We start from the raw sequence: 18,213 nt of genomic DNA on the forward strand, positions 1-18,213 counted from the left end.
TGACAGGCAAATGTACCAAAGAAAAAAAGGGTCTTTCCGGAGGGGCCGTTCCTGTTGGTACGGACCCTCGCGCGCTGGAGCCGGATTAGAACCGCCACCTATTTCTGAACCACAGATTTTTATACTTTTTAAAACCTTAAATCTCACTCACTTTAAAATTGAGAGGGAAATGCTTGCTTCCATTAGGATTAAATCTCGTTCTTGATAGGGACATTATTTTGATATTCAGCAATTGGATTTTTCCCTTCTTGAAGTGCTTTCACCACAAGCATTTTGTCTTTTGGGTTAAATCTTATTCCTTTTTTCAATCTCTCTATTATACTTTTCAGGATTGTCTTCCTTTAACTTTGATAATCTTAATTGCTCATTTCGTTTGATTTCTTCAGAACTCATTGCTTTGTAGCCGTTAAACAATTCTTTATATCCCATTTTGTTCCCTCCTTCTTAGTTTGTGTTTTGATTATTACGCAAACGTAATAAAGGAGAAACTCAAAAGATGTTTGACCTTGTTTTAGGTATCCAAGTAATTTAGTTGGGTTTAAACTTATCAATTCCATCTTAAAATAACGCACCCGTTTTAATAAGCTACTTGACCTTTTCCAATATGTACATTAAAATTGGGAGCAATAATAAATTACAAATCTAATTAAGCTGTGAAAAGGATATGAATTATTCTTCGTTTTCTTACCAGAGAACAGGGTCGTTGGCTGTAAGCCCTGAAGAAAACTGAATGGTTTACCACCTTGGAGCTATTATAGGGAAATGTATTTTCAAAGTATCTATAATCGGGAAATCCGTTATCTTTTTGAGCATAAAGATTCATATTGTGTGTTTTATGGAATCAGGGTGGAACCACGACCGCACTCGTCCCTATTGTTGGGAGGAGTGCGGTCTTTTTTATATAAATTTAAATAGTTAGGCGTTGAAAAGGACATGAATCATTCTTCATTTTCTTACCAGAGAACAGGGTCGTTGGCTGAGAGCCCTGAAGAAAACTGAATGGTTTACCACCTTGGAGCTATTGTAGGGAAATGTATTAATCAAAGTATCTATAATCGGGAAATCCGTTATCTTTCTGAGCATAAAGCATTCATATTGTGTGTTTTATGGAATCAGGGTGGAACCACGACCGCATTCGTCCCTATTGTTGGGAGGAGTGCGGTCTTTTTTATATAAAATTAGGAGGAAATAAAATGTCTAATCAATTAGAAGCAGAAAAAAGAAATCATAGAAAGTTAGGTAAAGAATTAGAACTATTCACTTCAATGGAAGAAGCCCCAGGAATGCCCTTTTTCTTACCGAATGGAATGGTGATTCGGAATGAACTTGAGAATCTTTGGAGAAAGAAGCATCAAAAAGCAAACTATCAGGAAATTAAAACACCAATTATGATGAAACAGGAACTTTGGGAACAATCAGGTCATTGGCATCACTATCAAGATAATATGTACTTCTCCAATGTGGATGAACAAAATTATGCTATTAAACCTATGAGCTGTCCTGGAGCTATATTAATTTTTAATAGCAAACGAAGAAGTTATCGGGAATTACCAATTCGTTTCGGAGAACTTGGATTAGTCCACCGTCATGAACTTTCAGGGTCTATTAATGGACTGTTAAGAGTCCGTTCCTTTACACAAGACGATGCACATTTATTTGTTCGGATAGACCAGATTGAATCTGAAATTGATAAGGTATTAACTTTAATTGATGAATTCTATGCTCACTTTGGTTTTGAATATAAGGTAGAGCTTTCTACTCGACCCGAAGATTACATGGGTTCTAAAGAAATCTGGAATAAAGCTGAATTAGCTTTAGAATCTGTTTTGAAAAGTAAAGGGTTTGATTACCAAAGCAACCATGGTGATGGAGCGTTTTATGGTCCCAAAATTGATTTTCATATTTTGGATTCACTCGGACGAAGTTGGCAATGTGGAACTGTTCAACTCGATTTCCAAATGCCTAAAAAGTTTGATTGCACATATGTGGGCGAAGATGGAAAACTTCATCGTCCTGTCATGATTCATAGAGCGATTTATGGTTCAGTTGAGCGTTTTATGGCAATATTAATTGAACATTATGCTGGTGATTTCCCGCTATGGTTATCTCCTGTTCAGGCAAAAATAATACCTATTTCAGATTCTCACGTAGACTATGCGGTAGAGGTTAAATCACAATTGGAATTAGCAGGATTACGGGTAGAAATTGATGGCAGGTCTGAGAAGATGGGCTTTAAGATTAGAGATGCAGAAAAGCAAAAAATACCTTACATGATTGTTATTGGGGATAAAGAGATGGAGAGCCAATCCCTGGCGTTAAGAAAACGGAAAGAGGGAAGCCTTGGTGTGTTGAGCATACAAGAAACAATTGAACGGTTCATTAAAGAAATTAACCATATTAGATAAACTACATTCAAAGCTCGAAAGGATTATATTCCTTTTGGGCTTTCCCATAAAAACATCTCAAATATTGGAATACCTTGTTGAACTAACCTGCTTCATTGAACAAGAATTTTTATACTTTCATATTGTTTTACGGTTACTACATTCCTTGATATGTCCAGCAAAAATGGATTTAAAAAGTTCATTGACCAAATCGCTTGGGAAACAGAATTTGGATGACTGATAATTCAGACGAATCGGCTGCAGCCGATCCGTTTTCTTTTCCTTTTAAGGTTAGACTCCTTAATTATACCAAACGATATTTTTGTTTTGTTTACCATCACTTATGATACGGTTCCCCCCGATTAATCCGAAACGCCCGATAAACCTGCTCCACCAAAATCAGCCTCATCAGTTGATGTGGAAACGTCATTCGTGAAAAGGACAGCTTTTCATCTGCACGCTTCAGGACAGCGTCGCTTAAGCGGAGCGAGCCGCCAATGACAAAGCAGGCCTTGCTCTTTCCATATATGGACAGTCTATCTATATGATCAGCTAATTTCTCTGAGCTTTTCATTTTTCCTTCGATCGCAGGGGGATGACACGGGGAGTAACTGCTCAGCATTCGGTATTATCACTATAACCCAACAGACAAAGATTCCTTTTTTTTACACAAACATCCCCAGATTCACCCTTCTAAGGAACATTTAGCCGAATTCGAATGTGCTCTAGGCATTCATGATTGAAATCAAAACCCCCATACAAATAGTCAGACTGTTTTCTCGATAAGAACTTCATTGGCTATGGTTCACCACACCTCATTTTCCATATCATGATGAATTCAAGTAACACTTCTTATATTTTTTTCCGCTTCCGCATGGACAAGGATCATTACGGCCGATCGCTTTTCGACTTTTGAAATCCATCACATTGGATTGGGGATGAACTGAGGGTGATTCCATCATTGATTCTCTTCTTTGAGAAATTTCCTTTGGTGTGTGACTTTTCAACATCCACTTCCTAGAATGATTCAATAACTCTGTTAGGTAATAGGCGAGATCATGAATGAATTCAATATCGGGAAATTCAAATCGATGTTGAAAATACTTTACCGTGTCATTCAAACTAGCATTATTGAAGATCATGATATTTAACTGTTAAGAAAATACGGGCATAACATCTCGCAGGCCGCTCAGGAGCTTGGTATCAGCAGACAAAGCTTCCAATACCGGCAGAAGAAATTTACTCTTCACCATTAATTTCGCACAGCAATCCTGTCCATAAAAAAAGAGCTGCAATCCTTGAAGTGACCCCATAAAGTTAGACACGTTTTTTTATTAGGCTGCTTGGGCATGAGTACGGTACTGAACCGGGCTCATGCCTTTTAATTTTGCCTTGATTCGCTTGTGATTATAGTAATAAATATAATTCTTTAATTCTTGTTTAAAATGCTCCATACTTTCAAATTCTTTTAAATAAAGTAATTCAGACTTTAATAATCTCCATGACTGCGTTATCCAAGCAGTTCCCCTTACGGGACATACTTTGAATAATTCCATGTTCTTTTAATGCAAATTGATACTGCTTCATCTGATAGTGCCAGCCTTGATCAGAATGGAGGAGGAGGGGGGTCCCCTTCGTTTAAGCGCTTAAAAGCTTTGTCCAACATTTTAGAAACAAGTGGATAAACAGGACGCTTTTCTATGTTGTAGGCTATAATTTCTCCGTTATATAAATCAAGAATTGGGGATAAATATAGTTTCTCTCCAAGTAAATGAAACTCGGTCACATCCGTTACCCATTTCTCATTTGGTTTAGAAGCAGTAAAGTCACGTTCTAAAATATTAGGCGCAACTTTGCCTACTTGCCCTCGATAGGAGCGATACTTTTTCATACGCACCAAACTTTTTAACCCCATATTCTTCATCAAGCGCTGAACTGTTTTATGATTTATCTTTACTCCTCGATTATGTAATTCCATTGTGATGCGACGATATCCATATCGTTCTTGATGTTCCTCAAAAATTTGCTTAATCAATTCTTTTTCTTCCGCATACTTATCTGGACGATTTAGTTGTTTTATCCAGTAATAATAGGTACTGCGTGCAATACCAGCCACCTTCACTAGATCGATGACTTTAAATTCATGCCTTAATTCATATATTACTTGCGCTTTGTCTTGTTCTGTAATTTTTCCTTTTCTTGAATTAAGGGCCTTCAACTTTTTTAAATAAGCATTCTCCATGCGTAAACGCTCAATTTCAGCTCGTAACGCTTCTTCTGATCCTTCTGATGGTTGATTCTTTTTAGGTTCTTTTTTCATGGATGGACGCCCCTTTTTCTTTGGTTTTAGGGCGTCAACCCCTTCTGCTTCAAAGGAACGGCTCCATTGGAGTATCGTAGAGGGAGAAGGTATATTGAAAATAGCAGCAGTCTCATTTATTGACGTCCCATTATCTTGCATATAATGAAGTATGTCTAGTTTATACTCTAAAGAGTGATTTGTGTACCCTTTATTAAAAGCTTCCTCACCATGATTCTTGTATTGATTAACCCAATTCCAGAATAGACCACGACTAAGGCCGAGCCTTTCTGCCATTATATTTCCTCCTTCTATTCCATTTAAATATGCTTTTACAGCTTGAATTTTAAATTCAGATGAATATTTAACCAAAAGAAAAGCACCTCCAAATTTTAGACTGTGTCTAAAATTTGGGGTGCAGTTCATCCTATGCAGCTCTTCTTTAGACCACTCAGCCCTGTTGAACGAGCTGTTCCTGTTTAAACCAAAAATTTTCACTGACCGCCAATGTATATTCTGTATTCACAACCTGATGCCACCAATTTCGAGGTGCATAAATAATTTCTCCCGGTTTTTGCGAAAACGCAATTGGTGTTGCCTGCTTAATAAGCGGTTTGTTTTCCATATCCTTTTGGTCAAACACATTTATATTGCCATCATATAGATATGGCGTATCATCAGGAGGAAAAAACGCCCAATTCTTTCGGCCAAAAATAACAGCATTCCAAGCGTGTGTGCTGTTGAAATCCTGATGAAGCGGCGTCCCGGTTTTTTCTGAACCAAGGAAAAACCATTTAAAGTTTTGGCCCGTTTCATTATCGACTCTTACCGTGTCTCTGGTAAAGTATTCAGGCGATGAATAAACGAGATCCAGGTCCTCTTGATTCAGGGCCGTAAAATTCCAATCGCAATACCATCTGTCCTCATTATCATGAATATGATCGATGTAATTGGATAGTCTGACCTGCTTAAAGTTTTTTACTCCTTCTATATCCGATTTCCGAATGGTGACAACCCGATCTCCATAGGTTTCTTTAATAAAATCCAGCGTCCAGTCTTTACACTCCCAATCGTTCATCGCGCCTAATAAAATGAAAGGTTTTTTGTCAGCATATTCACTTAAAAATCTCTCATATGAAAAATCTTCGATTCTTAATCTGTCAATAACCATTCAAAACTCCCCTTTATTTACCGGCGTAATCCACCGTCTTTTTTCTCCTTCGCATAGCTGTACGGACCAACATATTCGGTGACTTTCCTATCTTCTATCCATAATATCTTATTGAATTTCTCCAATAAGTGACGATCATGGGACACACAGATGATAGTGCCTTTAAACTCCTTTAAACTGTTATCCAAAACATCTTGTGATTCAATATCGAGATGGTTGGTCGGCTCGTCTAAAATGAGGACATTCAACTTTTTTTCCATTAAGATGGAAAGCTTCAGCCTGATCCTCTCTCCACCTGACAATACTGATAATTTTTTAAACACTGACGAGCCGTAAAATCCATACTTAGCAAGCGTATTCCTGGCCGCACCTTCTTCATATTTTAAGCTGTCTTTAAAGAACTGGACGATAGTTTGATCAGAGTCTCCTACATAGCTTTTTTGATCTATATACCCTACTTTTATATTCTCACCGAGTTTGATGCTTCCTTCTTTGAGTTTCTTCTCTCCGATAATGCATTTGATAAGAGTTGTTTTGCCGACTCCGTTTCTCCCGACAATTCCGATTCTATCCTTGTGCTTCACATTCAAATTGATACTCTCATATAATATTGTACTTCCTTGGGCAATCACCCCTTTTTCGATGTTCACAATGTCCTTTGATCCGACACCAGCTTCTTTAAATGTGCTCTTCAGCTTCTGTTCTGTTTTGACCGGCTTTTGAATGATTTCTATCCGTTTTAATGCTTTTTCCATATTATTCGCCCGTCTATGCAGGCCAACAGAAGGCGGATTGGATCGGTTCGCCCAGTCTCTGAGCTGGGCAATGGATTCCTTCATTTTTTGTATCTTCTTTTGCTGCTCCTCGTATTTTTCGAATTGAGCCACTATGAATTCCTCTCTCTTTTTCAGGAATTCATTAAATCCATATGGCCAAACCTTTAATTCACCATCATCTAATTCAAGCACTTTCATAGCTGTCTGGTTGGCGAAGGTTTTATCGTGAGTGGTAAACAAGATGGTTTTATCTGATTTTTTGATAAAGCTTTCCAGCCACTCAATTGCATGTACATCTAAATGGTTCGTTGGTTCATCTAATAAAATGATGTCATCATTTCTGATCAAAATTTCGGCCAGACCAGCTTTTGTTTTTTCACCGCCGCTTAGACTTGAAAACGGCTGATTCTGAAGATGGCTCAAACTTAGTCCGTTACAAATCTCGTCAATTAAGGTATGCATTTGATAGCCATTGTTTCTTTCAAATATTTCGGTGTATTCGCTGTACTTTTCTAAAAGTCTTGTCAATTCCTCATCAATCATAGGCTCAGCCAATTTTGCTTCAATTTCCTTCATTTTCTTTTGAATTTCTATGAGTGATTCTAATGATGCCTCTAGATACTCATAAAGGGTTATATCCTTTTTCGGCTCTGCAATTTGCTTCAGCAAGCCGATTGTTGCGCCTTTATTGACAGCAATCGTGCCTTCTTCAGGCTCCAAAAGTCCAGCAAGGACATGAAACAGGGAGCTCTTGCCTGAACCATTCGGACCGGCAACGAGTACTTTTTCTCCTTCATTTATAAAAAATGAAACGTTCTTAAAAATACTGTTTCCTGCTAGATTTAAAGTGAGATTATGGACATTTAACACAGATTATCCTCCTTTTACGAAGCGCTAAAGCTCAACTTTTTCTTGATGAACCGAGACATCTGCTTTTTGTTTATAGTAGCTGATCAGCATAATGAGAGATAAAACAATAGATAGCAAACCAATAATGGTCAGCAGAACAACATTGTCGAAGTAATCAGATAAAAATCCGATAAAAGGGAATGCAATAAACATAATGAATGATGTCATTAAGCTGATAATCGATAAAATGGTCGCTCTTGTTTTTGACGGAATTTCATCATTAATAACCTTGCTTGAGACCGGATCAATGATGTCATACAGAGCATTAATCAAAATAAATGCCCCCACCGTTATATAAGTGTTGTTTAACGGAATGAAGCAATACAATATGCCAATGATACAAAAAGTCGCTATCAACACCCGTTTCGCAGTGTACTTTTCAGCCGGCTTCGAGGAGATGAATGAGAACATCGCCTGTAGAAGAGACAGTCCTGCAAAGATAATCGAAATATCACGCACAGGGATCCCTTCCTGGTTTAACAGATCCTGTCCGTACATATAAAACACTGAAGTGATAGAGAAGAAAATAGAGACTGATAGAATCAGATACTTAAAAGCGCGGTTCAGCCTGAAGAAATCTTTTATCTCCAGGAAAATACTTCCTACTGACTGCATATGGTTATCATTTTCCTTAAATTGAATTTCCTTTAGTTGGGTAATCACACCTATGGCAATAAGCTGCGTTACGATGCCGGCAATAAAGACGTAAGACCATGAAATATCCTGCAGATAGCCGCCCGCAGCCATAGCAACAGCTAATCCGATAATAACCAGGCCATTATAAGTTCCAATCGATTTTCCATATAAGGATTCCTTGCCTTTTATTTTTAATGAATCATACAAGAATGCATGATCAGTCCCAGAAATAAATGTTAGTCCCACCCCATACAGGACATGGGCCAGCAGCAGAATCCAAAAGTCATGGAACATTAAGAACATGGCCAAATAAACAACAATGAGAGAATGTCCCAATAGAAGCGATTTTTTTCTGCCGATTTTATCACAAATGATTCCAGTCGGGACCTCGGCTAGGAACATAGCCAGATTTAATACTGACTGTAATATCCCAATAAGGAACAATGAATAATGCAAACTGGTCAAATATAAAATCCAAATCCCTCGTTCAAAAAAAAAGTTTCCAAAAAAACCTGAGAAGTATAACAAGTTGCGATTTCTCAATTTAATTCCCCTTTTCTATTGCCTGCACTTCAAATCATGAACAGAAAGCAACCCATCATAATTAACAGCAAAACCCTCTATACACGGATTTTGTAAAAACAGGCTTTTCCCAAAACAAATTGGATAATATTGTTTTGTATTCTCGAATGTAGCATAAAGTTCCTTCTTTTTTCGTTTCTTTATTGACTCTACCACCTTAATTTTTGATTCCTTATCTGGAAGATCATGAATAAAATACTTTGCATAGCTTGTATAATGCAGATACGTCGGCAGAAAGAGGTGAAGTTCGATATCAAACGCACTTTTATCTAAATGATAGTAGTCATAAAAGCTTGAAACTTTGTGAATATCTGTCTTTACCCCGCTGTTATCTAAAAGAGAAATCATCTCCTGAATGATTTCACCGTTAGGATAATAATCCGCATACGTCATCCGGACAGATTCTTCTCTCACCAGTTTTGCTTCTTCATATGAATGATCTGCCTGATATATGCCTAACAGAGAGTCCGTAGGGATAATGATATCTCTCAATTTTTCTGCCATCTTATTTTTATTAAGATTTGATTTTATAAATGTCAACAGCTGATCATCTTTGATTTTTAAAGTGAACAGCATAGGCAGACTGCTTTCTTTAAAGTCCTTATACGATTGATATTCCATATTGTCATGATGGAATTGCGTATGGCATGTAATATCTATGTGGTTCGTTTTGTACAAATCAATGCTTTTAGATAAGTTCTTATTTAAAACAAAATCGATTGAGTGAATTGTATTCTTATCGGCCGGAGTCATCTGGTACCGTGGATTCCGTTCAAAATGAAGACCGGTTTCATGCTGACAGGTAAGCTGATACGGCCCGTTTGCCACTGGCTGTCCATTTTGTTCCGACGGGATAAAAAAACTGCTTTGTAAGATACTCAGAAAGCCTTCAAACGGTTCATCCAGAACAACTTCAAGCTCCCTGTCATCTTTAACCCTTATCCCTATCTCATCAAACGATAATTGCTTTTTCACAAAAGGAATTGCATGTTTCACACTGAGGAAACTCGTGACATGCGGACTCTGATTCTCTCTTTTTAAGTGAAACTGTATTGTGTTTGCTAATTGATATGCATTGCCGAGATAATTAGGGTGAAGCTGTATTGTATAGTCTTGATTGTTCTGGTGATTTATGCGGCTATTGTAACCATTGCGTAACGGCTCATACATCACACTTGAAATATACTTGCTGGTGTAATCGCATGTCGTTAATGGATTCAAATCGATAGGAAGGCTGTCTATCTCTATTCTCAGAGGGTCTGGAAGAGTGCTTACCGCCCGGTTAACTGTTTTCATGATACGGTACCCTTCGCGGTCCATTTTGTTTCTATCATTTTTAAGCTATCAAACTGCAGACTGATGCTGGTATTCAAAGATTTTGGCGTAAGGCCTGCTAGATACAGGATAATGTCACGTGACATAAAGGCAGAAATGATGCTATTTGTTGCACCCAGTGACCCTTTAAGCGGTTCAGACGGAAAAAAACTGATGAGATCTTTGTTTTTCATTTTTTCATAGCATATTTCAGCTTGATATGATTCCTGATTTAAAAGAGGTCCCCACTGTCCGTTTGACATCCCAACACCACCAGTGATAAACGCAATGTTTCGTTCCTTGCTATAACGGTATACCCAGTCCGAAATGTCAACAGGTTTATCAGCCGCATTCACTATGATGTCAATATCGAACTCATCGAAACACCGGAGGTCTTTTAACGATGTGATTTGCTTATGTAAAACTTGCACTTTTGCATTATTGTTCATTCTGCTGATATAGTATTTGCATTCAGCAACTTTCGGTTTGCCGACAGACGAACGGTCATAAATAAATTGTCTGTTTAAATTATGTATAGATACCTCATCATAATCGATGAGCAGATACTGCTGCACACCAGCCGAGACCAAATGCTGAAGGATGACAGAACCGACTCCTCCCATCCCTAAGATCGCAACAGTGCTGTTTTCTAATCTTTTTTGAAAGTCATTGGGATTGCCACCGTATTGTTCAAAGTAATAAAGCTGCCTCTCAGTCATATCGTCCATATATTGATTTTCCCACACCTCAATTAAGGCATCCATTCGATGAAGCACATTCAGAAGATGATTGCCGTCTGTTTGACCTAGCACTTCATATACTTCTCTTGGGTAACAGCCGGTTTTCAATCGCTCGATTGCTTTTTCAATGTGTTCACTGCGTTCAAGTTTGATTGCTTTGTAGTATTGAATTACAACATGAGAGGGGTAAGTTAAAACCAAAATGCCATCTTTAAACTTCATACGCTTGTTTGCCAGCATCTTTTTAACCTCCTAAAAGAGAATAACTCCCCACCAGGGGAGCCTGTATTCACTAGCAACGGTGCACCAAACTTGCTGCTTCAGTATCAAAATCTAGTTCTTCGATTTTCATAGCCCTCACCCCCTTTTCCTAATAATGATAATATCAATTATTCAGAAATTTCAACTAATTTTTATGAATTTTTAAAATATGATATAAAAGACCTCTAAAGGAAATAAATAGTTATTTTTTATGTTTTGGAACTCCATTTTGATATTTTATTATAAAAAATCTGGCATTTTTAATGAATGCCAGATCTCGACTCATCTATTTAATTGCCTAACGGAAGATGGATTGAAGTGACTCCAAAACTTAGACAGTAAAATGTCATGAAGCAGCTCGACTGGCATGATTCCGGTATTGCACCGGGCTCATGCCTTTTCATTTGATCTTAATCCGTTTGTGATAGTAGTAATCAATATACTCTACGAGTTCTTTTTTGAAATGTTCGACGCTCTCATAAAGGAATTCTGATTTTAAAACGCTAAAGAAGCTTTCCATCACCGCATTGTCATAACAGTTGCCTTTACGAGACATACTTTGTGTGATGTTTCGTTTTTTAGGACATGAAGATACGGCTTTATTTGGTAGTGCCAGCCTTGATCTGAATGAATCATGAGCTCATCTTCATCTGTCAGCAGTTCAAATGACTGTTCTAACATCTCGGATACGAGCAAATATGTTGGTCTCGAACCGAGCGTATAGACTATGATCTCTCTATTAAATAAATCGAGCATTGGATATATATACAGTTTTCCCCCCGAATAATTTAAATTCCGTGATATCCGTTACCCATTTCCTTTTCGGTTTTTCCGCCTTGAAATCACGATTTAAAAGATGAGGAGCCGCCTTGTCGATTTCTCCTTTTTTCTTCTTCCGCACAAGGCATTTTAATCCCAATTCATTCATGATCCGATATACTTTTTAATGGTTGATTTGATACCCGCGGTTTTTAAATTCAGCATGTATCCGTCGATATCCGTAACAGCCTTTATGTTCATCATAGATAGTCTGAACTAGCGATTTGATCTCGGCATCTTTGTCTGAACGCCCGAAAGTTTTGACCCAGTAATAATACGTACTGCGCGGTATTCCAGCCAGTTTAAGCAGCGCTTTTTAACCGGAAATTAGTCCTTAGTAAATACTACTTGTGCTTTGTCTTGTTTTGTGATTTTTCCTTGTTTTGAACTAAGGCATTCTCCATCCGCAGACGTTCAATTTCCTCTTGCATCGCTTCAACTGATCCTTCTTGCGTTCCTTGTTTTTCCGTTCTTTTTTGGTTGTGCTTTTCCCTGGATAAACGCCCCTTTTTTTGGTTTTAGGGCCTCTATTCCTCCAGCTTCGAACTGTTTCTTCCACTGAGCGAGTGTAGAAGGCGCTTGAATATTGAAGATAGCGGCAGTTGCACGGATAGACGTCCCTGATCATATAATGAAGTACCTCTAGTTTATCTTCTGCGGAATAGGTTGTATAGGATTTATGAAACACAACTTCTCCATAATGTTGATAGTTGCGGATCCATACATGAAAAACACTATGCGAAACGCCAATCTCCCTGGCAATCGTTTTTACCCTTTAGTCCCCGTAAGATACTTTTTAACCGCTTGTATTTTTTCCTCAGCTGTAAATTTAACCATAAGAAAACTGCACCTCCGATTGTTAGATGGTGTCTAACAATTGGGGGGCAGTTCAATAAGGTGGAGCTTTGTATAATTTTAACCCGACGATTTTGTATATAACGTCTTTGACAATATGGAAAAGTTTTCGCTTGTTAAATTGAGCGTTTTTTAGACCAACATTCGAAAAGGTAGATTTAAATATTCTAACTTTCTGCAAATCGTGCTTATCTTTTTCTTCATATTTGATACATATTTTCTCACTTTCCACTTCTAAATGTAATTCTTCAATACTTACTATAGCAAGGTCCATTAAGTATCCCCTAAAAACAATCATCTTAAAATTTTTCTGTCTCTATTGCCTCTTTAAACCTACTCACTTATGATACGGTTCCCCCCGATTAATCCGAAATGCCCGATAAACCTGCTCTACCAAAATCAACCGCATCAATTGATGCGGAAATGTCATCCGTGAAAACGACAGCTTCTCATCCGCGCGCTGCAGGACAGCGTCGCTTAAGCCCAGTGAGCCACCGATGACAAAGCAGACTTTGCTTTTTCCATATGTAGCAAGCCTATCGATATGATCGGCTAATTCCTCCGAACTTTTCATTTTTCCCTCAATCGCCAGAGCGATGACGTGGGCATCTTGGCTGATTTTGGCGAGAAGGCGTTCGCCTTCTTTGGCTTTGACGATTTTCATATCCTGTTCGCTTAAATTTTCTGGTGCTTTTTCATCAGGCAGTTCGATTATCTCAACTTTTGCATAGGATGAAAGTCGTTTTATATATTCATCTATTCCTTGTTTTAAATATTTTTCTTTTAACTTTCCAATGGCTACAATCGATATATTCACAGGTCATCCCCACCTTAAGAACAAGATATTCAGAGTATTTATCCACAGCTGTGGATATTTTGTGTATATATTGTGCCCGATCATTTGTTCCCTACTATATATACTGCAGGGTTATCACATAATTCACAGGTTGTGGATAAGTTGTGTATATGTTCGATTTTTCTAATTTCCGGTGCTTGTTCTTCTTCATCAACGTACATATCAATCACAGTTTCTATATGTTCCTCACAAGATTTCATGAGTGTACCTCCAAACTTATCATTAGGCTCTTTTTTTAAAGAAGTTCCTTATTCCAATATACCCTATTTATTCACATGTTAATAGAATTTTTCGTATGTTTATCCACAGATGAAAAAGCATTGACCACTAAGCCAATGCTTTTTAAACTGATGGGGTATTTGATTTACTATTGTAATGGTTTGCTAAGCATTCATACTTATTCACAATATACTGTAAATAAGCAACTTGAAATAAACAAGTCAACAATCTATTCACAGATTGGCTTCTAAACCGTTGTTTAAAAGCTTGTCGAACCTGCAAACTGCTATAAATATTAACAATGATAAATAATAGCAGAGAAAAATGCTTTAATAAGCTATCTTCTGGTTGTAATGGGAGCAAAAAGGCATAATCGTTCGGTAAAAGATGATCACCTAACACGTACTGAACAGGTGTTAGTATCCATAAAAATTCTAAGACTGAAAAAATGAAGAGCACCACCGTTACTTTAATAGCAACATACGGGATCTTAATTTGAAACTTTTCAAGAGCTTGTCTTCTTGACAAAAACCAATATGGGATATACATTCCGAGTGTGATAATCGTTAATAAAATTGCATACTTGACGCTAATTTTTTGAAATTCCTTTACATCTTGATCTTCATTCATGTTATTTCCTCAAACTCACTTTCTTGCGCCCCCACCTATCTATAGACCTTCTAAAAAGAAAACTATAAACCAATAGAGAATTCAACATCTTAATATAAGCATTTTCGATGATATTTATTTCAGGAAAACAATTAAATCTATAAAAAACAGTTCTTAAATCACATTTCTCCCTTAAAAACTAACGGGTCAATGAGTGTAAATAACTATTTTTAGACGTTCTATAGTTAACTTTTTTTATTACTTTGTGAAATATAGATCGATAATATCATTCGTATTAATTTACATTTAAAAAATAGTCTTAAAGACCCTCGTGAAATTACAGCCGTTTGCTCATATGCAAATCTGTAACCTCATAGTTCATTTTCTCATACAAACGTATCGCAGTCTTGTTGTGGGCAAATACATGGAGAGACAGCTTTTTGACACCTAACTCCTCAGCCTCTTCCTCTAACGTCTTCAGCACCCATCTCCCAATACCTTGTCCTTGGTAAGCTTCATACAGTCCAATATCGTAAATAAATGCATCCTTCAGAGGATGCTCGCGATCAATATATACCCAAAGCCAGCCCATAACATCTTTCTCTTCGTTTACGATTGACCATAGATAATGGTTTGTACTATCTAATCCGTTTGGCAAAAGTCGTTGAAACTGTTCTTCTGCTTTTTCCATTGCTTCTGCCACTGTCCATAGACCCGCTTTTACTTTTTCCATAGCGTAATGATTGATCGTATATGATTTATACTCCTCAAAATCTTGTCCAGACATCGGTTTCAGAAGAGGTGATGTCTTTTTTTTCTGTAAATTGAGTCCTTTTAACATAAACTTGCATTCACATCCTTCTTTATGATGATGAGACGATTGTTAAATATTCGCGTTTTTGTTGAGAAAGCTTATTGATTCTATGCTGAATGTATAAAATGTTCAATAGAAAAGCAAGGACAGATCCTTTTTCTAGATGATATCCAGACAGCTTATTCAAAGAGACTGTCACGATAAGAGCACAATAAATCAGTACACCAACAGATAAAATCATGATCACCCTATGCAGTAGAATGTAAATACTATAGTGTGTATCTGAGAGTATAAAAGTAGCTGTTAAACCCATAGGAAAAGAAAATAAATAATAACCAATGATAGCTTTAAGTATGGCGTAGGGAATATCATGATAGGGAAGCATATCAAGACTTTTTTTCCTGGAAATAAACCAGTATGGAATGTAGGCTCCTAAGGTAACAAGACACAATAAAAAAACGTTCTGCACACTTTTAATTGACAACGATTTCATTGTCATTGTTGAATCATTACTCATCTCATTCCTCCGTATACATGAATTGAATGAATATTTTCATTATAGATGGACACCCCATCAATATATGCGTTTTGTGTTTGTTAGACAATAAGTCTAAAGAACCATGATGACATTTGACTCATTTTTGTTGTCTTATTATTCCAAATAAAGCCGCTGTAGGAACGCCACTATTTTCAAAAAATCATTTCTTTATCCACTAAAATGAAAAAACCTCCAAATGAATCATGATTTTTGCAATTCACAGGTCTTTATTCCTTTATCCAAAAAACATTTTTCAATTTTTGACGAACATCAATTACTTGGCCATAATTAAGGCATAAAGAAAAACAGCCCGGCTTGATCGCCAGACTGTTTATGGTTAGCTGTCCAATTTGGAACGTGATAGTTTTACTTCGGTCGTTTTCTCTTTTCCACCGCGCATGTATTTAATTTTCACTGTATCACCAACATTTTTAGTGTAAAGCTCTTTACGAAGATCAACGATATCGTAAACTTGTTCTCCGTCAAATTCGATGATGACATCAAGCTTTTTCAGACCTGCTTTTCCAGCCGGTGAGATAGGCTGCACACCCATAATTGCGACACCAGAAGTAATGTCTTTCGGCAATTTGAGTGTTTCTTGCCAATGGTAACTTGCGATGTCAGCAAGTGATTTCATTTCAATTCCAAGGTATGGACGTCTGACTTCTCCATATGACTCTAGATCATGAATAACTGGAATTGCAAGATTAGCTGGGATACTAAGACCAATCCCTTCAACAGCAGACTCTGCAATTTTCATCGAATTAATCCCAATCACTTTTCCATCAATATTAAACAGCCCACCGCCACTGTTTCCGGGGTTAATCGCCGCATCTGTTTGTAGTACTTCGGCATTCCAGTCAGGCTGTCCGTCCCCGTCTGAATCAACCGGAACAGCACGCTCTGTACCAGATATAATACCTTGTGTAACAGAACCGGAAAACTGAAGGCCGAGAGGATTTCCAATCGCAATGACAGGCTCACCTGTTTTTACCTGATCGGAGTTTCCAAAATCAGCAACTGCTTTAATTTTATTGCTATTGACTTGAAGTACGGCAAGATCCATTAGTTTATCGCTGCCAATTAGCTTTGCCTGAATTCTTGTTCCATCATTTAAGCTGACTTCAATTTGTGACGCGCCTGCAATAACATGATGGTTCGTTACAATGTAGGCTGTCTCGCCATTCTTTTTATAAATGACACCTGAACCGGTGCCGGCCTCACCTGTTCCATCCCAGACACCACCTGTTTTTTGAAGATTGATGACGCCAACGACTGAATCAGACACTTTTGAGACGACATTTGTAACCTCATTACTTACATTGACTGAAACATTTCGAAGTGCTGCTCCTTGCTGTCTTGTCCCATTTCCATTGCGCAATTTGATCACTTGAAGTTTGTATGGCAAAAGGCCTTGTTCAGAGAGGTATGGCAGAGCAAGTACGGTTAATAAAGCACCAATCACGGCTCCAGCTAGACTTGATATCAAAAAGCTTTTCCAACTTCTTTTTCTCTTTTCCTGATCGTACTTTTCCTCATCATGATTAAACTCCACTATATTCAAATCCTTTCAAAGATCTTCATATATAGTGTGGATCATCAGCTTTCAGATTAATCATTGATTGTAGGAAAATTACACCGCTGCAAGAGGTGTTGGTTTTTTTGGATCTGTATCATATAATTCAAACGTTTCTCCAGATATCAAACCTTTTGCGGCAAGGGTTTGTTGTACTGACATTCTCGCCAGTTCTTTCATATTATTATCTTGACTTAAGTGTGCTAGGTAAATACGGGATGTTTCATCACTAATTACATCTGTCATCGCAAGTGCCGCATCTTCGTTTGACACATGGCCAATATCGCTTAAAATTCGTCGTTTAATATTCCAAGGATATCGCCCCATTTGCAACATTCCGACATCATGGTTGCTTTCAAACACAAAAACATTGGCTGATCTAATAATTCCTTTCATGCGGTCACTAACATATCCTGTATCCGTGATCAGTGCAAGTTTCCGACCATTATAATGAAAAACATAAAACATTGGTTCTGCTGCATCATGGGAAACACCAAAAGATTCAACATCAAGGGGACCGAACGATTTTATCGTTTCCATTGGAAAGACAAACTTTTGAGCATTGTCTATTTTGCCAATGTTTCCTTCCATCGCCTTCCATGTCTTTTCATTAGCATAAACAGGTAACTCGTATTTTCTTGCCAAAACACCGAGACCTTTAATGTGGTCACTATGCTCATGAGTAACAAAAATGCCATCAAGTTGGTCTAAGCTTCTGTCAATTTGAGTCATCAATCCTTCAATTGCTTTTCCACTAAGACCTGCATCCACTAAAAAGGCGTGATCTTCGGTTTCCAAATAAAATGCATTGCCCGTACTCCCGCTTGCAAGAACGCTAAATTGCAAACTCATGAA

General features: G+C 37.6%; 16 protein-coding genes, 4 pseudogenes and 2 other annotated features. Of the genes and pseudogenes, 2 read left to right on the forward strand and 18 right to left on the reverse strand.

Annotated features, from left to right (window positions below; translation table 11 throughout):
• Positions 1 to 285: 285 nt before the first annotated feature.
• Positions 286 to 429 carry a hypothetical protein gene (locus PDT38_RS11455; protein ID WP_270801578.1) on the reverse strand — a complete coding sequence of 48 codons (144 nt, stop codon included), beginning with the start codon at positions 427 to 429 and terminating at the stop codon, positions 286 to 288.
• A gap of 215 nt (positions 430 to 644) precedes the next feature.
• Positions 645 to 875, forward strand: a binding site (T-box leader).
• Between the two features lie 38 nt (positions 876 to 913).
• Positions 914 to 1,146: a binding site (T-box leader), on the forward strand.
• Between the two features lie 47 nt (positions 1,147 to 1,193).
• On the opposite strand from PDT38_RS11455, the gene thrS reads away from it, so the two are divergent.
• Entirely contained in the window at positions 1,194 to 2,405 is a 1,212-nt protein-coding gene (gene thrS, locus PDT38_RS11460) for a threonine--tRNA ligase (protein ID WP_270801579.1), read from the forward strand.
• A 316-nt stretch (positions 2,406 to 2,721) separates the two neighbouring features.
• Here thrS and PDT38_RS11465 read toward each other — a convergent pair.
• Positions 2,722 to 3,009: pseudogene (locus PDT38_RS11465) on the reverse strand (23S rRNA (pseudouridine(1915)-N(3))-methyltransferase RlmH); the annotation flags it as partial.
• 202 nt (positions 3,010 to 3,211) lie between these two features.
• Positions 3,212 to 3,526, reverse strand: a complete 315-nt coding sequence (locus tag PDT38_RS19455) for a YecA family protein (RefSeq protein ID WP_394356254.1) — start codon at positions 3,524 to 3,526, stop codon at positions 3,212 to 3,214.
• Between the two features lie 9 nt (positions 3,527 to 3,535).
• Here PDT38_RS19455 and PDT38_RS11470 point away from each other — a divergent pair.
• Positions 3,536 to 3,640, forward strand: a pseudogene (locus tag PDT38_RS11470) (helix-turn-helix domain-containing protein); the annotation flags it as partial.
• Between the two features lie 78 nt (positions 3,641 to 3,718).
• Here PDT38_RS11470 and PDT38_RS11475 read toward each other — a convergent pair.
• The 15 genes and pseudogenes from PDT38_RS11475 to PDT38_RS11545 form a co-directional block, all read right to left on the reverse strand.
• Positions 3,719 to 5,055, reverse strand: a pseudogene (locus tag PDT38_RS11475) (IS3 family transposase).
• Between the two features lie 79 nt (positions 5,056 to 5,134).
• Positions 5,135 to 5,854, reverse strand: coding sequence for a cupin-like domain-containing protein (locus PDT38_RS11480; RefSeq protein WP_270801580.1), 720 nt, complete (start codon positions 5,852 to 5,854; stop codon positions 5,135 to 5,137).
• A 17-nt stretch (positions 5,855 to 5,871) separates the two neighbouring features.
• Entirely contained in the window at positions 5,872 to 7,500 is a 1,629-nt protein-coding gene (locus tag PDT38_RS11485) for an ABC-F family ATP-binding cassette domain-containing protein (RefSeq protein ID WP_270801582.1), read from the reverse strand.
• 24 nt (positions 7,501 to 7,524) lie between these two features.
• Positions 7,525 to 8,718 carry an MFS transporter gene (locus PDT38_RS11490; RefSeq protein ID WP_270801583.1) on the reverse strand — a complete coding sequence of 398 codons (1,194 nt, stop codon included), beginning with the start codon at positions 8,716 to 8,718 and terminating at the stop codon, positions 7,525 to 7,527.
• 15 nt (positions 8,719 to 8,733) lie between these two features.
• Positions 8,734 to 10,053, reverse strand: coding sequence for an ABC transporter substrate-binding protein (locus PDT38_RS11495; protein ID WP_270801586.1), 1,320 nt, complete (start codon positions 10,051 to 10,053; stop codon positions 8,734 to 8,736).
• Positions 10,050 to 11,051 (reverse strand): ThiF family adenylyltransferase, encoded by a 1,002-nt coding sequence (locus tag PDT38_RS11500; protein ID WP_270801589.1) that lies wholly within the window; start codon positions 11,049 to 11,051, stop codon positions 10,050 to 10,052. The genes PDT38_RS11495 and PDT38_RS11500 overlap by 4 nt, the downstream gene beginning before the upstream one ends.
• A 421-nt stretch (positions 11,052 to 11,472) precedes the next feature.
• A pseudogene (locus PDT38_RS11505) lies at positions 11,473 to 12,728 on the reverse strand (IS3 family transposase).
• A gap of 52 nt (positions 12,729 to 12,780) precedes the next feature.
• Positions 12,781 to 13,020: a hypothetical protein gene (locus tag PDT38_RS11510; RefSeq protein WP_270801591.1), complete on the reverse strand. Its 240-nt coding sequence runs from the start codon at positions 13,018 to 13,020 to the stop codon at positions 12,781 to 12,783.
• A 63-nt stretch (positions 13,021 to 13,083) separates the two neighbouring features.
• A complete protein-coding gene (rlmH, locus tag PDT38_RS11515) occupies positions 13,084 to 13,563 on the reverse strand; it encodes a 23S rRNA (pseudouridine(1915)-N(3))-methyltransferase RlmH (protein WP_270801593.1) in 480 nt (159 codons plus the stop codon).
• A gap of 80 nt (positions 13,564 to 13,643) precedes the next feature.
• A complete protein-coding gene (locus tag PDT38_RS11520; RefSeq protein WP_270801594.1) occupies positions 13,644 to 13,802 on the reverse strand; it encodes a CxxH/CxxC protein in 159 nt (52 codons plus the stop codon).
• A gap of 142 nt (positions 13,803 to 13,944) precedes the next feature.
• Complete coding sequence (locus PDT38_RS11525; protein ID WP_270801596.1) at positions 13,945 to 14,451, reverse strand: hypothetical protein; 507 nt, start codon at positions 14,449 to 14,451, stop codon at positions 13,945 to 13,947.
• 316 nt (positions 14,452 to 14,767) lie between these two features.
• Positions 14,768 to 15,271: a GNAT family N-acetyltransferase gene (locus PDT38_RS11530; protein WP_270801598.1), complete on the reverse strand. Its 504-nt coding sequence runs from the start codon at positions 15,269 to 15,271 to the stop codon at positions 14,768 to 14,770.
• Positions 15,272 to 15,293: 22 nt separating this feature from the next.
• The gene (locus tag PDT38_RS11535; protein WP_270801601.1) at positions 15,294 to 15,761 is read right to left on the reverse strand and encodes a hypothetical protein; all 468 of its coding nucleotides are present in this window, start codon (positions 15,759 to 15,761) and stop codon (positions 15,294 to 15,296) included.
• Between the two features lie 358 nt (positions 15,762 to 16,119).
• A complete protein-coding gene (locus tag PDT38_RS11540; RefSeq protein WP_270801603.1) occupies positions 16,120 to 17,337 on the reverse strand; it encodes a S1C family serine protease in 1,218 nt (405 codons plus the stop codon).
• Between the two features lie 78 nt (positions 17,338 to 17,415).
• Positions 17,416 to 18,210 (reverse strand): MBL fold metallo-hydrolase, encoded by a 795-nt coding sequence (locus PDT38_RS11545; RefSeq protein ID WP_270801604.1) that lies wholly within the window; start codon positions 18,208 to 18,210, stop codon positions 17,416 to 17,418.
• Positions 18,211 to 18,213 lie beyond the last annotated feature (3 nt).

Origin of the sequence: Bacillus changyiensis (assembly GCF_027706145.1) — a bacterium.
Classification (GTDB): Bacteria; Bacillota; Bacilli; order Bacillales; family Bacillaceae; genus Bacillus; species Bacillus changyiensis.

Coding starts and splice junctions, on each gene's coding strand:
- thrS (WP_270801579.1), top strand. CDS start 1,194: ATGTCTAATCAATTAGAAGCAGAAAAAAGAAATCATAGAAAGTTAGGT.
- PDT38_RS11455 (WP_270801578.1), bottom strand. CDS start 429: ATGGGATATAAAGAATTGTTTAACGGCTACAAAGCAATGAGTTCTGAA.
- PDT38_RS11520 (WP_270801594.1), bottom strand. CDS start 13,802: ATGAAATCTTGTGAGGAACATATAGAAACTGTGATTGATATGTACGTT.
- PDT38_RS11500 (WP_270801589.1), bottom strand. CDS start 11,051: ATGCTGGCAAACAAGCGTATGAAGTTTAAAGATGGCATTTTGGTTTTA.
- PDT38_RS11535 (WP_270801601.1), bottom strand. CDS start 15,761: ATGAGTAATGATTCAACAATGACAATGAAATCGTTGTCAATTAAAAGT.
- PDT38_RS11495 (WP_270801586.1), bottom strand. CDS start 10,053: ATGAAAACAGTTAACCGGGCGGTAAGCACTCTTCCAGACCCTCTGAGA.
- PDT38_RS11545 (WP_270801604.1), bottom strand. CDS start 18,210: ATGAGTTTGCAATTTAGCGTTCTTGCAAGCGGGAGTACGGGCAATGCA.
- PDT38_RS11530 (WP_270801598.1), bottom strand. CDS start 15,271: ATGTTAAAAGGACTCAATTTACAGAAAAAAAAGACATCACCTCTTCTG.
- PDT38_RS11480 (WP_270801580.1), bottom strand. CDS start 5,854: ATGGTTATTGACAGATTAAGAATCGAAGATTTTTCATATGAGAGATTT.
- PDT38_RS11525 (WP_270801596.1), bottom strand. CDS start 14,451: ATGAATGAAGATCAAGATGTAAAGGAATTTCAAAAAATTAGCGTCAAG.
- PDT38_RS11510 (WP_270801591.1), bottom strand. CDS start 13,020: ATGGACCTTGCTATAGTAAGTATTGAAGAATTACATTTAGAAGTGGAA.
- PDT38_RS19455 (WP_394356254.1), bottom strand. CDS start 3,526: ATGATCTTCAATAATGCTAGTTTGAATGACACGGTAAAGTATTTTCAA.